This is a genomic window from Pontibacter coccineus (assembly GCF_030546575.1).
Classification (GTDB): Bacteria; Bacteroidota; Bacteroidia; order Cytophagales; family Hymenobacteraceae; genus Pontibacter; species Pontibacter coccineus.
On the sequence record NZ_JAUOTN010000010.1, the window covers coordinates 205186 to 219668 of the forward strand.

Here is a 14483-nt window from a genome sequence, read left to right on the forward strand (position 1 = left end):
TTTATTGAAAACTAAATAACTATATACTAATTACCCCGTACTCTAAAAATACAATATTCATCCAGTAGTATATTTTTAGTTATATAGTATTTAATAAAGGGTACACCTGCTCTTAAAGCACCTGCCTTTATCTATGTTAAATCTTTTTTAGGGACGTCGCCATGGAAATTACCAACCACACCTCGCACCAGAATCGCCATATCATATTTGTAAAAGACCTTGTGAAACAGCAAGCGCTCGATCAAGTCCGCCAGGCTATCGCTGAGGCGCCAACTGATCATAAGAAAGAACTCTGGATTGACTGCTCGCACGTAGACCGCCTGCACCTGACCAATAGCAGCATCTGTTCTTTTGTAAGCGAACTGCTTAAGATCCGAAAACATGATGTAAAGGTGGTACTCTGCGACATGAATGCTACCACCGAGCGCCTATTCCGCCTTCTCCGCCTCGATTCACTTTTCGAAAAGGCTAAGTCTTTTGAGGAGGTAGAAAAAGAAACAAGGGCGCAACTCGCCGCCTAAGCCCACTCGCTTTGCTATAAAAAGAAAGAGCGCCGCTGCTAAACCAGTGGCGATCTTTCTTTTTGACTTTATACCTATACCTGCTACAGGCTCATGGTGAGGATCTGCTCTACATCCGGTATCTGAATGTCGGCCCGCTCGCCCAGGTTCTTCACGCCGCGCTCCTCAAAACGCTTCACAATCTCCTGTATCGTCGACTTGTCCACCTCGTAGTCCCGGAGCTTGGTGCGGATATCCAGCGACTCGAAGAAATTGACGGTGGCCTGCACGGTAGCTTCGAGGCGCTCCTCGTCACTGCCCTGCGTGATGCCCCATACCCGCTCACCGTACTGCAGCAGCTTTTCCCGCTTGGTGTCGCGCTTGTAGCGCAGCAGCGAGGGTAGCACAATGGCCAGGGTACGCGCATGGTCGATGCCGTGCAGTCAGCTCGTGGCCAATCATGTGGGTGGCCCAGTCGGTTGGCACGCCTACCCGGATCACACCGTTCAGCGCCATGGTCGCGCACCACATGATGTTGGCGGCCGTGTCGTAGTCGGTTGGGTTTTGCAAGGCTTTCGGTCCCTCTTCTTTTAGCGTGATCAGGATAGATTCTGCCAGTCGGTCCTGCAGCGGCGCATTGACCGGGTAGGTCAGGTACTGCTCCAACACATGCGTGAAGGCATCCACAACGCCATTGCTGAGCTGGCGCAAAGGCAGCGAAAAAGTAGTTTCCGGGTCGAGGATGGAAAACTTCGGGAACGTAAGCGGCGAGCCAAACGACAGCTTCTGTTTCGTTTCTTCCCGCGTGATCACAGAGCCGGAGTTCATCTCAGAGCCCGTGGCCGGCAAGGTTAGCACGGCACCAAAAGGGATGGCTTTGGTAACAGGCACCTTCTCGGAGCAGATTTTCCAGGGGTCGCCACCCTCGAAAGGGATAGCCGCCGCGATGAATTTAACGCCGTCGATGACAGAGCCACCGCCTACGGCCAGGATGTAATCGATTTGCTCGCGCCTGGCCAGGTCTACCGCCTTCATCAGGGTTTCGTAGCGCGGATTGGGTTCTATGCCGCCAAACTCTATCACGTGATGGCTCTTCAAGGCATCCATCACCTGTTCGTATACCCCGTTTTTCTTGATGCTCCCGCCCCCAAAGGCCATCAGCACACGCGTATTGGCCGGTACCTCGGTGGCCAGGGCCGCGATCTGTCCTTTACCGAACAGGACCTTGACCGGGTTATAGAAAGTGAAATTGTTCATAAACGTAATCTTGGTAATTAATTGGTCTTATAATCCGCCACTTTTACAAGCTGCTTGCCTGTGTTCTCACCTCTGAACAAGCCGAAGAAGGCCTGTGGCAGTTGATCGAAGCCTTCTACAATGTGCTCTTCGTACTGCAATTTACCAGCTTTTAGCCACTTTGTCAGATCTATGGCGGCTTCCGGGAAGCGGGCGGCGTAGTCGCTCACAATAAAGCCTTTCATCAAGGCCTTCTTTTTGAGCAGAATAGGCTCCACCCGCGGGCCGGTCGGAACTGAGGTGGCATTGTACAGTGCAATCTGTCCACAAACCGCTATGCGCGCAAAATTGTTTAACAAGCTATACACGGCATCCGAAATCTCGCCGCCCACATTGTCGAAGTAAATGTCTATCCCATTAGGACAGGCTCTTGCCAAAGCCTCCCGCATATCAGAAGTGGTTTTGTAGTTGATGGCCTCGTCAAAACCAAGCTCGTTTGTGAGATACGCTGTCTTGTCGTCAGAGCCGGCTATACCTACCACGCGGCAGCCTTTCAGTTTGGCGATCTGCCCGACCACGGTACCCACTGCCCCCGCCGCACCGGACACTACCACCGTTTCTCCCTCTTTCGGCTCTCCGATGTACAGCAGTCCGCAATAGGCCGTCATGCCCGGCATGCCCAGTATACCCAGGTGGTAACTCAGCGGTGCCAGTTCGGGGTCGAGCGGACTGAGGCCTTTGCCGTCGGAGATACTGTAGGTCTGCCAGGGAAGGTTGCCCAGCACGACGTTGCCGGTCTTATACCTGTCATGGCGGCTTTCCACTACTTCCGCCACCACGCCTCCCGCTATGGGCTCGTTCAGGTTATAGGGCGCCACATAGGATTTGGCATCGCTCATGCGGCCGCGCATGTAGGGGTCAACCGATACGTACAGCGACTTCAGCAATAGCTGTCCTTCCTGCAAATCGGGAAGATTTGCTTCTTTAAACTCGAAATTATCCTCCGTGGGCATGCCCTGCGGACGACTTTTCAATAAAATGCTCGTGGTTTTCATAGGCTCTGTTCGTTATACCTATAGTGTATGCAAAAACGTCCCCAGGGGTTATGGTTATGTTGACAGCAAGTGCCCTAAACGGAAAAAAGGATGGTACCGGCACCGTTAGCCAATAGCATCCTTCCTGGCAGCGTACTGCTGTTGCCTATTTTTCGATGGCCCTGAACGCCATGTGCGTCAGGAAATCTTCCAGCCCACCGCTGCCGTTTTCGTTAATGTTCGTTAACGAGGGCAGGTGGAGCGCAAAGAACTTCTGGTAATGCGCGCTCTCTGCTATGGTGGAGACCAGAGAGGCCGGGTACTTGTAATCCGGATTGATTTCGAGTATGATGTCGGCTATACGCTTGCAGAGGCGCTTGTAGCTCAGGTAGAATCCCTCCTTGTTGTTGGCGTCTACCGTCTTGGTGAGGTAGGCTTTGGCCGACTCCGCCACCACAATGCGCTGCAGCGTTGCCTCGTCGACATGCTCAAACTCCAAATCGTTCTCAATGCGCCCCGATAGAATGCTGATGGCGATGCGCAGGCGGTCTGCGGGCGAGCCGATGTTGTTGATGGCGAATACCAGCCGGTACTCCAACCAGTTCCAGTACCACGAGATCAGGTATGAGAGCAACATGTGCTTACTCTCAAAGTACCTGTAGATGGTTGCTTCCGTACTGCTGATGCGCTCGGCCAGCTTCTTGAAGGTAAAGGCCTCCAGCCCCAGTTCATCGATCAGGAGAATGCCGTGCTTGATGATGTCACGCCCTTTCTCCGACCCCTCCGGGTCTTTGAGGTATACCTTCTCCTCTACTTTGATCTTAATATTTGCCAGCAAGTTCTTCATGAAGGGTCTTCGTCAGGTTTTCAGCGTCATCGTAAAAGTTCACCACGCCGGTTTCCACGTTGTACATGCCGCCTACAATGCCAATCTCGCCTTTTCCGATCATTTCGCGTAGGATCGGGCTGTTTTTCTTTATCTCACCAATAGCCCACACTACGTTGGTTTCGGCCACTTTCTCTACAAATTCGGGGTTCTTAGAGCTTCTCTCACCCTCATATGCCACAGCGTCTACGGCTGGTGCTATTTTGTGCAGCAGTGTGCTCAGGTTGCCCATTTCTATGTGGTCGCAGGCTCCTTTTATGGCGCCGCACCTGCTATGCCCCAGCACCACGATTAGTTTGGAACCGGCCACTTTGCAGGCAAACTCCATGCTCCCCAGTATATCTTCGTTCACCACATTGCCGGCCACGCGGGTACTGAAGATGTCGCCCAGGCCCTGGTCGAAGATCAGTTCAGCCGAGGTGCGCGAGTCGATGCAGCTCAACACGATGGCAAACGGAAACTGATCTGCTGACGTTTCATTGACCTGCTGCAGCAGGTTGCGGTTCACTTTCAGGTTACTCACAAAGCGCTTGTTGCCTTCCAGCAGAATCTCTTTTGCGCGCTGCGGAGTCAGTTCTGCCTGTGTTTCTCTGTTTTGTGTTCTCATGGGTCTAAATGTTTTTTGAATCATTGGGTAATTTTTCTGGCAGCCTGCTCTGCAAAGTTCGGATGTTTTGAGAACTTCACTCCTTCCCCTCTTAGTTTTTCGTCTTTGGCCGCCTGCTTTATTTTCAGGTGGATGCCCTTGCTGCGGGCCACTACGCTATCGTTATCAGCCCGTTTGGGCGCATCCGGTTCTGCTGCGGCCGGGTGCGACCCGGCAATTTCCGGCTATACCTGCGGGCAGGTCCTTTATCACGAACCCACCACCCACAAATGCGGACTCCGGATGCCCGTGTCGACTGTACCCCGCGAAAGCCGCAATAGTGCCGGAAGACAGAGTTGCGCCGGGTGGTATCGTACATCATCTTTAACGGCAACCATAGCGCATCCTGCTGAAGGTATAGGTACGCAACCCACTGCAATAGCTTTACTTCAATACTACAAAGTAAAGCCACGATCGCTTCTGTTCCCAGCTTTTTTATTGATTTTTATTGTCCCGGCATGATTTATATCATTGTTTTCAGGGTATCACGCTCGTAACTCGCAGTCTGAAAGGGACAACCATCGCTGCCCCGCAGGGAGCATGTCCGTTGAAAGGCGTATATTTGCGTGCCTTTACGACAGGGCGCCGCCAGACCGGCGAAGTCCCGTTATGTACCATTAAACCCCGCTTAAGAGTATGCAACAGTGGAACAAACTCAGCAAGGACACGATCCAGACGATTGTTTTCAATGCCCTGGCTGAGAACGTGAATTTCTATGACGAGAACATACTGGGTATACCTGGCTCACACCTCGACAACAAAGTATTTTACCAGGATGCGCCTTTTCTGAAAGACGCCCCTTTCCTGACAGCGCTGATCCATAACCCCAACCACATCGGCTGCCATACCTTGGGCGCTTCCGAATCTTTTTTCAGGGGTACGCACCAGATCGAGCGCGAGCTGATCGGCCTGTGTGCTGAGCAGATCCTGAAGGCTGAACCCGATAGCTGCGACGGCTATGTGGCGGCCGGCGGCACCGAGGCCAACCTGCAGGCCATCTGGATTTACCGCAACTACTTCCGCAACCGCGACGGTGTGCACAACGAGAGCATCTGCATTCTGTGCTCCCGCGACAGCCACTATTCCATGAGCAAGGCCGCCAATGTGTTCGACCTCGACATCGCCACGGTGCAGGTCGATGACGATACCCGCGCTATTGACAAGAGCCACCTGCAGGAGGTGATCGCCGCTCAGAAAGCGAAAGGCAAAAGCCATTTTATTGTGATCGCCAACATGATGACAACGATGTTTGGCTCAGTGGATAACGCCGATGTATATGCAGCGGCACTTGAAGCCAACAACTGTCAGTTCATGATCCATGTGGATGCGGCTTTCGGTGGCTTCATTTACCCTTTCACCAACCCGGGCAACACGCTTAACTTCCAGAACAAGCACATCACTTCCGTGACGCTGGACGCACACAAGATGGTGCAGGCACCCTACGGCACGGGCATCTTTTTGATCCGGAAGGGCTTTATGCAGCACGCCAACACCAAGGAGGCCAGCTACGTGGAGGGAGAGGATTTTACGCTGATCGGCAGTCGCTCCGGCGCCAACGCCATTGCCGTCTGGATGATCCTGATGACCTACGGCCGCTACGGCTGGGAGGAGAAAACGACAATCCTGCTCAACCGCGCCGCCTGGCTGGCCGCTGAGCTCGACAAGGCAGGTATAGCCTACTACCGCAACCCGCACTCCAACATCATCACGATCCGAAGCCAGCACCTGAACAGGGGCATCGCCAGCAAGTATGGCCTGGTGCCGGATAATCACCACGACGCCAACTGGTATAAAGTGGTGGTGATGGACCACGTGACCATCGACCGCCTGATCCCGCTGCTCGCGGATTTGAAAGCGTACCAGCAGGAAGCCTGTTTGGTAGAGTAGGCGCTATACCTAACAAGTTAGCTTCGCGCTATACCTGCAGCGTGCGTGCGATACCTGACGGGTAACCCCATAAAGCAGAAAAGGCTCCCACTAAAGGAGCCTTTTCTGCTTTATACCAATCGGCTATACCTACAGCGACTCTGTTAGCTGTCGCGGAGCGGCTATACCTGTCCCCTTGTAGTGCTGTAGAAACAGCGCCAGCTTGTCCATGGTCTGGCTCAACTCCTGTAGCTCGGGCAGGTATACGATACGGAAGTGGTCGGGCTGGTGCCAGTTAAACCCGCTCCCCTGTACCAGCAGCACGTGCTGCTCCTGCAGAAAATCGAGCACGAAAGCCTGGTCGTCGGCAATGGCGTACTTCTTCACATCTATTTTCGGGAACAGGTAGAAGGCGCCTTTTGGCTTCACGCAGGTGATGCCAGGTATAGCGGTCAGTTTCTCGTAGCAGATGTCGCGCTGCTGCCTTAGCCTGCCGGTTGGCGATACCAGATCCTGCATCTCCTGATAGCCCTCCAGGGCCGCCTGTATACCGTACTGCGCCGGCACGTTGCTGCATACCCGCAGACTGGCCATCGTGTTCAGCCCATCGATGTAGCTTCTGGCTTTGGCTTTGTTGCCGCTCACCAGCATCCAGCCCGCCCGGAAACCGGCGGCCAGGTAGTTTTTGGAAAGTCCGCTGAAAGTAACCGTCAGCACCTCGTCTGAAAAAGTAGCCGTGGAGCGGTATTCCACTTCATCGTACAGGATCTTGTCGTAGATCTCGTCCGAGAAAAGAACCAGGTTGTGGGCGGCCGCCAGTTCTACCAGTTCCTGCAACAGCTCCGGAGCGTATACCGCGCCGGTCGGGTTGTTGGGGTTGATGACGACGATGGCTTTGGTGCGGCTCGTGATCTTGCTTTTGATATCGTTCAGGTCGGGGTTCCAGTCGGAGGCTTCGTCGCAAAGGTAGTGCACGGCTTTGCCGCCCGAGAAGCGCACGGCTGCCGTCCAGAGCGGATAGTCCGGCGAAGGCACCAGTACCTCGTCACCGTTGTTGAGCAGCGCCTGCACCGCCTGCAGGATCAGCTCGCTCACCCCGTTGCCAATCGAAATATCATCCGTATGGATGCCGGCTATACCTTTGGCGGCGTAGTAGTCCCGGATCGCTTCGCGGGCGGGCAGGATGCCTTTGTGATCGGAATAGCCCTGGGCATGGCGCAGGTTGTTTATGATGCTTTCGGTGACCACCCCGGGGGCGTCAAAGCCAAAGGGAGCCGGATTGCCGATGTTCAGCTTCGTGATCCGATGCCCCTCCAACTCCAGTTCCTTCGCCTTCTCGTATATGGGTCCGCACAGTTCGTAGTGAACCGCATCGAGCCGCGTGCTGCGCTGTATCATACTCGCTTAATTTTTCTCAAATTTAAGGGTTCGTCCGGTATTCCAAGCCAGGAGTTGCCTTAAAAAAACACTGGTACATTTACCAGCTGAACAACGCAGGGCGGGCAGGTTGCTATAGCCTTAAAACAGTGACGGCTCCTGTGCATAAGTCAGGAGCCGTCACTTAAAGGGATACTTCATAAAAATCACTTTCCACCATTGGCTTTCAGATCGTTGATACAGTTTTGATCCAACACCGGCGTATAACCGCCTAACAGATTCTGCACCACGCCACCCGTCTCCACGGTATAGTGCATCAGGCACTTGCTGTTGTCGCAGTGGCGGCCGTGTGGCGCATCCTGGTGGTTCTGCTGCATGGGTGTGCCGGCATTTACCAGGCCCAGGATATGTCCCAGTTCGTGCTGCATCACAACGCTCTCTAGCTTTGTTCTGTCTGGCTGCCCAATACCTCCTGACATGCTGCGAATCGTATGCTCAAACAGGGCCATGGACGTATTGCGGTAAGCCACCCCCAGCACCTTGCTGTTGTCGGTGTCTTCCGCGTACTTACTGTCGGCAAAGAAGAAATAGACCGCGATCGTATCGGGCCGGGTGTACTCTGTGCGGTACTTTTCCTCGATGCCCGCCAGGTCCTGGGCAGTGTAGGAGTTTTTGCCGGGCGCCGGAATAGCAGCCTGCCTCAGGATGATGCCACCAGGCTTGTTCAGGTATTTCTCCATCCAGCTACGCAGGTTGCTGACAGCGGCCGCCGTAGGCTCGAACCCCTGCGCGTACTGCAGTTCCACTATAATTTTACCGTATTTCTCAGCAGATAGCAGGTCGCGGGCACTCTCTCCCACTGCCTTCCGGTTAAGCACACGTCCGGGATTGGCTGTCTCATCCTCATCCTTGTCACAGGCAGTCAGAGCCAGGGCAGGCACAAGCGCCATCAGCAGGTACACTTTCTTGGTTTTTTCTAAAAGGGTTGTAAACATATAGGGTGAATTACTTAAGAAGTATGCAGCACTTAAACGCATAAATAGCAAAATGGCTATACCTTGAGCACATTTTCTTCGCAGAGCGCAACACTTCACCTAAATCATACAAAACAGAACGCACCTCATCAGACACTACCATGCTATTTGCCTGCCCACATACCGGCTGCTTCCCAGATCCCTACCGGCAGCCATTCCAGGTACCTAGCCTTGGAGCACAACCAAATACTAAAAATATTAGTACAAATGATAACCATATTAGCAAATCCTATATATATTTGAGCGATATTTCACAAGAGAGATTGAATGAGACAGCACTATGGAAAAAGCCTATACCTTGAACACCCTGCCCGACCACCTGGAGATAGTGCCCCTGGACTTACCCGATCTGTTGGAGCTCCCGATCAGCCAGAGCTACGTAGCAGCGGGGTTCCCCTCGCCAGCTGAGGATTATCTGGAAGACAAGATTAACCTGCAGCAGGTCCTGATCCGGAACCCGACCGCCACTTACCTGCTGCGGGTGCGGGGTGAGTCGATGCGCGACGCACGCCTGCACGACGGCGACATACTGGTAGTGGACCGCTCCCTCAAGCCTAGCCACGGGCACATCATCATCGGTGTGGTGGATGGCGAGTTCACGGTAAAGCGACTCCTACAGAAAGGACTTAAGAAATATCTGCAACCGGCCAATGAGTTGTTCCCACCCATGGAGATCACCGAAGAGATGGATTTTAAACCCTGGGGCGTGGTGGTGTGGTCGCTGCATAAAGTGAACGGCAGCCATGACTAGCCTTTTCGCCCTCGTGGACTGCAACAACTTCTACGCCTCCTGCGAGCGGGTCTTCGACCCAAAGCTGGAAGGCAAGCCGATTGTAGTGCTCTCCAACAACGACGGCTGCATCATCGCGCGGTCCAACGAAGCCAAGGCCCTGGGCATCAAAATGGGGGAGCCCGCCTTTCAAGTAAAAGATGTGATAGCGCAGCACAACGTGCACGTTTTCAGCAGCAACTACACCTTGTATGGCGACATGTCGGCACGGGTGATGCAGACGCTGGCGCAATTCACCCCCAACCTGGAGATATACTCCATTGACGAGGCTTTCCTGGATATGGGCAACTTCTACGCCCGCGACCTGAACCAGTATGCCGGGGAGATGCGCCATACCGTCAAAGCCTGGACAGGTATACCGGTATCGGTGGGTGTGGCGCCGACCAAGACGCTGGCCAAGCTGGCAAACCGGCTTTCCAAAAAATCGAAGAAGGCGGATGGGGTGCTGGTACTGACCGACGAGCGGCACATACAGGAGGCCCTGCGGCGCACCGAGGTGGGTGATGTATGGGGCGTGGGCCGGCGCTATGCCCGCAAGCTGGCCGGCTTCGGCATCCACACCGCCCTGGACCTGCGCAACGCTTCTGATGCCTTCGTGAAACAGCACCTGACCGTGGTGGGCCTGCGCACCGTGCGGGAGCTGCGCGGCGAGCCCTGCCAGGATCTGGAGCTGGTAGCACCCAATAAGCAGCACATCTGCACCTCCCGCTCCTTTGGCGCGCCCGTCACGACACTGTCCCAGTTGCAGGAAGCCACGGCCAACTATGCCTCGCGCTGCGCCGCCAAGCTGCGGCGTCAGAAAAGCTGCGCGGGCGCCATTACGGTGTTCCTGGAGACCAACCGTTTTCGGGAAGCAGATGCGCAGTACTTCAACAGCAAGACCATTGCGCTGCCCACGGCCACCAACAGCACGCTGGAGCTGCTGCACTACGCCAACCTGGCGCTACAGGCGCTCTACCGCGAAGGCTACCGCTACAAGAAGAGTGGCGTGATCGTGTCGGAGCTGCGGCCGCAAAACCAGGTACAGACCAGCCTGCTCGACACCGTGGACCGCGACAAGCACCAGCGCCTGATGCAAACGCTGGACAAACTCAACAGTGCCTTGGGCCGCGACACGGTCACCTGTGCCGCCCAGGGTACCACCCGCCCCTGGCAGCTCAAATGCGAGAAGAAGTCGCCCTGCTATACCACGCAGTTTGAGGGGCTCCTGTGGATTGAGACCAGGTAGCGAGCAAAGAAAAAAATAAAGCAATCGCAGAACAAAAGCTATGAAAGCAGAAGAGTTTTTAAAAGGCCGTGGTGCCCAGTACAACCCCGCCAATCCCTACCTGAAGCAGGAATACGTCGCCGCGCACATCGAGGGGCTGGACGAAGCTATGCTCTCCAACAGCAAAACCGAGTTTTTCGCAGAACACCCCAAGAAAATTGTGAACAAAGTAGAGAGTCCGGACCTGGGCCTGTCCTACTCTATGAACCCCTACCAGGGCTGTGAGCACGGCTGCGTGTACTGCTATGCCCGCAACAGCCACCAGTACTGGGGCTACGGCGCCGGCCTGGATTTCGAACGCAAGATCATCGTCAAGGAAAACGCCCCGGAGGTACTGGCCCGCCAGCTGGAGAACCAGAACTGGCAGGTGATGCCCATCATGCTGGCCGGCAACACCGACTGCTACCAGCCCATCGAGGCAAAGAAGCAACTCACCCGCCGTATGCTGGAGGTGCTGCTGGAATACCGCCACCCGGTCAGCATCATCACCAAAAACGCCCTCATCCTCCGTGACCTCGACCTGCTGCAAAAACTGAATAACCTGGATTTGGTGCATGTCAACATCAGCATCACGACCCTCGACGAGAAACTGCGCCAGAAACTGGAGCCCCGCACCGCCACAGGGGCCAGACGCCTGCAAGTGGTGAAGCAGCTAACGGACGCCGGTATACCTGTCAATGTGATGGTGGCGCCCATTATACCCGGCCTCAACGACTCCGAGATCCCCACCATTATCAAAAACGCTGCGGAGGCGGGCGCCAGCAGTGCGGCCTATACCATTGTGCGGCTCAACGGCAGCATTGGCCCCATCTTCGAAGACTGGATTCGGGAGGCCTTCCCCGACCGCGCCGACAAGGTGCTCAGCCAGATTGCTGACTGTCATGGCGGCCGGCTCAGCGACAGTCGCTTCGGCACACGCATGCGCGGCGAGGGAAAATTTGCGGAAGCCATTAACAAGCTTTTCCGGATGAGCCGCAACCGCTACATGGCCGACCGGAGCATGAAACCCTACAACTATAACCACTTCTGTACCAGAGCAGGTATACAGATGAACCTCTTTTAAAACTTAAAGATAACATCACCTGTAGCTGACCGGACAGACAGCTAAGCAAATTACCATAAAAGTATAGTCCGGGGTGCTTGCAATTATAATGCGTCCTCGCTATTATTGAGGGGTATAACATTTAAACCACCAGTCAGGTATACGCTTACGACACCCCGCCGCCTGCTATTTCAAGACAGCAAAACGATTGCATGGAACACGGAAACGAGATTATTGTAAACAGCTGGGCTGAGGTGCAGTCTGCTTTGTTCGACCATAGCTGGAACGAGAACATCAAGCGCTTTCGCTCCTCCTACGTATACCGCGGCAGCTGGAGCAAAGGGTATGACCTGAGCACCAGTCTGACCCGACTCGGGAGCCGCTACTACGAACTGGAGCCCCACATTTTGCGAAACTTCCGGAAGTACGCACACAGCAATGCCGCGCCCGGCGACTCCGTCTGGAACTGGTTGGCCGTGGCGCAGCACCACGGTCTCCCAACCCGCCTGCTGGACTGGACCTACTCCCCCTACGTAGCGCTGCACTTCGCCACCCAAAACCTGGACAGCTACCACGAAGATGGCGCTATCTGGTGCGTGGACTATGTCAAGGCCAACGACTTCTTGCCGCTCAAACTCCAGACTGCCATCAAGGAGGAAGGTTCCAATGTGTTTACGCCCGAGATACTGCAACCTGTCTGTTCATCCCTCAAAGAACTGTCTTTGCTGCAGCCCGAGGAATTTGTGGTGTTTCTGGAGCCGCCGTCGCTGGATGAGCGCATTGTGCACCAGTATGCCCTCTTTTCGCTGATGTCGAATGCGCAGGCCAACATGAGCCAATGGCTGGAGCAGCATCCAGAACTGTACTTCAAGGTCATCATTCCGGCCGGGCTGAAATGGGAGATCCGGGACAAGCTGGACCAGGCCAATATCACGGAGCGGGTGCTCTTCCCGGGACTGCAGGGCCTGAGCCAATGGCTGAAGCGCCACTACACCCACGAATAAGTTTTTTACTAAAAAAGGAGGCTCAAGCGGTGAATTCTCACGAAATATCTATACTTTAATAGACTATTTACAAAGAATACCTATACCTGATCATGACCTTCTTTTTACCCCGTACACATGAAGCGATCAAACGCTTTATGCTGAACCACTTACCTTCTCACTATCTAAAAAAACGCCTGAAACCCGCCGCTGCCGTACTGGCGGCTACGCTGCTGCTCGGCACCACTTCCTGCACCCAGGACAAAGAAGTTCGCTCAGCCCCCTTGCCTGCCACTACGGAAGACTATACTATAACGGCACAGCCAACCGATAGCACGAGCACGGCCTCTTCGGACACGCTGGCCGCGCAGTCACCAACTGTTGCTCCTGCCGCAGTTCCTGAAGCACCCGCCGTATACCCGGGCCCTGAACCACTGCCAGGCGCCATCCTGCCGCACAAGCGTATACTGGCCTATTATGGCAACCCGCTGTCGAAGCGTATGGGCATACTGGGCGAGTATCCGGTTGAGGAAATGCTCAGTCGCCTGGACGAGGAAGTCGCGAACTGGACAAAGGCTGACTCGCTGACACCGGTGCAGCCTGCCCTGCACGCCATCGTGGTGACCGCACAGGGCCACCCGGGCCGTGGCGACAAATACCGCCTGCGCATGACCGACAAAATGATTGAGGATGTGCTGGAGATGGCCAGTAAGCGGGATGCTATTGTGTTTCTGGATGTGCAGGTGGGTCGCAGCACGCTACCTGAGGAACTCCCCCGCCTAACGCAATTTCTGAAGCTACCGAACGTGCACCTGGGCATAGACGCCGAGTTTGCCATGAAGGACGGCGAAGTGCCCGGCAAAAAGATCGGCAGCTTCGATGCCGAGGACATCAACTACGCCACCGGACTGCTGGCTGACATTACCAAAGAGCATAACCTGCCACCTAAACTGCTGATCGTGCACCGCTTCACGCAGCGCATGATCCAGAACTCGCAGGACATTGAGTTAAGACCGGAAGTGCAGGTGGTGATGCACATGGATGGCTGGGGGCCGCCGGCGCTTAAAAGAGACACGTATCGCCGCTTTATTGTCAAGGAGCCGGTGCAGTTCACGGGCTTCAAGGTGTTTTACAAGAACGACACCCGCAACAACTCCCGCTTGATGACACCTGAGGAGATTCTCAAGCTAGACCCGAAACCGCTGTATATTCAGTATCAGTAGGGTATAGCCGACAGGTAAGTGGTGATAAAAGTGAAGTAAATGGTGTACCAAATTGACTTACAGGATTTAGAAAGCCTAAACCACCTAATCTTCGACGCTAGCGTTGAGTATAATGACCTTAAAAAGCTGAATATACATAGTCCTATTGAGCTTAAACTGGAGAGACGGTGCTTTGAGAATGTAAAAAGAAAGAGATTCTTATTTTGGTCAAGCACCACCCTTGGTGGCAAAACATCCTTAATCAGGTTACACGGAGTAAAAGAAATTGTATTAACAGGAATAGACGATACATTTAAGGACAATCATTTCATCAATGAGGTTGTCCTTAACTCCCCTAATAATTCTTTGGAGATTAGAACAGTCTTTGGATTGAGAGTCATATTTATTATTGGAAGTGACTTTCGAGGAGAATTAGTAGATATTGGGGATAGTAATTTTGGGGCTGGTAGTTTATTCGGCACTAAAGGGTTTACCAAAAAGGAGTGGGAAAATTGCAACAAATAACAACTACCCAGCTTTTGTGTATAGCCGACAGGTATAGCCGACAGGTATAGCCGACAGGTATAGCCGACAGGTATAGCCGACAGGTATAGCCGACA

The 14483-nt window shown here is 54.1% G+C and carries 14 protein-coding genes and 1 pseudogene; 8 read left to right on the top strand and 7 right to left on the bottom strand.

What is annotated here, in order from left to right; all coding sequences use genetic code 11:
* The first annotated feature begins 161 nt into the window (after positions 1 to 161).
* On the top strand, positions 162 to 521 hold the full coding sequence (locus tag Q4E40_RS19490) for an STAS domain-containing protein (RefSeq protein WP_303414707.1): 360 nt from the start codon (positions 162 to 164) through the stop codon (positions 519 to 521).
* A gap of 83 nt (positions 522 to 604) precedes the next feature.
* Here the strand turns inward: Q4E40_RS19490 and Q4E40_RS19495 are convergent.
* The 5 genes and pseudogenes from Q4E40_RS19495 to Q4E40_RS19515 form a co-directional block, all read right to left on the bottom strand.
* Positions 605 to 1757 (bottom strand): annotated as a pseudogene (locus Q4E40_RS19495) (iron-containing alcohol dehydrogenase).
* A gap of 17 nt (positions 1758 to 1774) precedes the next feature.
* Positions 1775 to 2791 (bottom strand): NADP-dependent oxidoreductase, encoded by a 1017-nt coding sequence (locus tag Q4E40_RS19500; RefSeq protein WP_303414709.1) that lies wholly within the window; start codon positions 2789 to 2791, stop codon positions 1775 to 1777.
* A 145-nt stretch (positions 2792 to 2936) separates the two neighbouring features.
* Positions 2937 to 3617, bottom strand: a complete 681-nt coding sequence (locus Q4E40_RS19505; RefSeq protein ID WP_303414712.1) for a TetR/AcrR family transcriptional regulator — start codon at positions 3615 to 3617, stop codon at positions 2937 to 2939.
* Positions 3592 to 4263, bottom strand: a complete 672-nt coding sequence (locus tag Q4E40_RS19510; RefSeq protein ID WP_303414715.1) for a carbonic anhydrase family protein — start codon at positions 4261 to 4263, stop codon at positions 3592 to 3594. Before Q4E40_RS19510 ends, Q4E40_RS19505 begins: the two co-directional genes overlap by 26 nt.
* A 151-nt stretch (positions 4264 to 4414) precedes the next feature.
* Positions 4415 to 4624, bottom strand: a complete 210-nt coding sequence (locus Q4E40_RS19515; RefSeq protein WP_303414716.1) for a hypothetical protein — start codon at positions 4622 to 4624, stop codon at positions 4415 to 4417.
* Between the two features lie 314 nt (positions 4625 to 4938).
* On the opposite strand from Q4E40_RS19515, the gene Q4E40_RS19520 reads away from it, so the two are divergent.
* Positions 4939 to 6189 carry a pyridoxal phosphate-dependent decarboxylase family protein gene (locus Q4E40_RS19520; RefSeq protein ID WP_303414718.1) on the top strand — a complete coding sequence of 417 codons (1251 nt, stop codon included), beginning with the start codon at positions 4939 to 4941 and terminating at the stop codon, positions 6187 to 6189.
* Positions 6190 to 6318: 129 nt separating this feature from the next.
* Here the strand turns inward: Q4E40_RS19520 and Q4E40_RS19525 are convergent, their stop codons facing one another.
* Positions 6319 to 7566 carry a pyridoxal phosphate-dependent aminotransferase gene (locus Q4E40_RS19525; protein ID WP_303414720.1) on the bottom strand — a complete coding sequence of 416 codons (1248 nt, stop codon included), beginning with the start codon at positions 7564 to 7566 and terminating at the stop codon, positions 6319 to 6321.
* Between the two features lie 185 nt (positions 7567 to 7751).
* Positions 7752 to 8540 carry a zinc metalloprotease gene (locus Q4E40_RS19530; protein WP_303414723.1) on the bottom strand — a complete coding sequence of 263 codons (789 nt, stop codon included), beginning with the start codon at positions 8538 to 8540 and terminating at the stop codon, positions 7752 to 7754.
* A 319-nt stretch (positions 8541 to 8859) separates the two neighbouring features.
* Between Q4E40_RS19530 and Q4E40_RS19535 the strand changes: the two genes are divergently transcribed.
* From Q4E40_RS19535 to Q4E40_RS19560, 6 genes are all read left to right on the top strand, one after another.
* Positions 8860 to 9330: a LexA family protein gene (locus tag Q4E40_RS19535; protein WP_303414726.1), complete on the top strand. Its 471-nt coding sequence runs from the start codon at positions 8860 to 8862 to the stop codon at positions 9328 to 9330.
* The gene (locus tag Q4E40_RS19540) at positions 9323 to 10597 is read left to right on the top strand and encodes a Y-family DNA polymerase (protein ID WP_303414729.1); all 1275 of its coding nucleotides are present in this window, start codon (positions 9323 to 9325) and stop codon (positions 10595 to 10597) included. Before Q4E40_RS19535 ends, Q4E40_RS19540 begins: the two co-directional genes overlap by 8 nt.
* Positions 10598 to 10637: 40 nt before the next feature.
* On the top strand, positions 10638 to 11699 hold the full coding sequence (locus Q4E40_RS19545) for a PA0069 family radical SAM protein (RefSeq protein WP_303414732.1): 1062 nt from the start codon (positions 10638 to 10640) through the stop codon (positions 11697 to 11699).
* Positions 11700 to 11890: 191 nt separating this feature from the next.
* Positions 11891 to 12682, top strand: coding sequence for an FRG domain-containing protein (locus Q4E40_RS19550; protein ID WP_303414735.1), 792 nt, complete (start codon positions 11891 to 11893; stop codon positions 12680 to 12682).
* A 92-nt stretch (positions 12683 to 12774) separates the two neighbouring features.
* Complete coding sequence (locus tag Q4E40_RS19555) at positions 12775 to 13884, top strand: hypothetical protein (protein ID WP_303414737.1); 1110 nt, start codon at positions 12775 to 12777, stop codon at positions 13882 to 13884.
* A 39-nt stretch (positions 13885 to 13923) separates the two neighbouring features.
* Positions 13924 to 14388 carry a hypothetical protein gene (locus Q4E40_RS19560; RefSeq protein WP_303414739.1) on the top strand — a complete coding sequence of 155 codons (465 nt, stop codon included), beginning with the start codon at positions 13924 to 13926 and terminating at the stop codon, positions 14386 to 14388.
* The last annotated feature ends 95 nt before the right edge of the window (positions 14389 to 14483 follow it).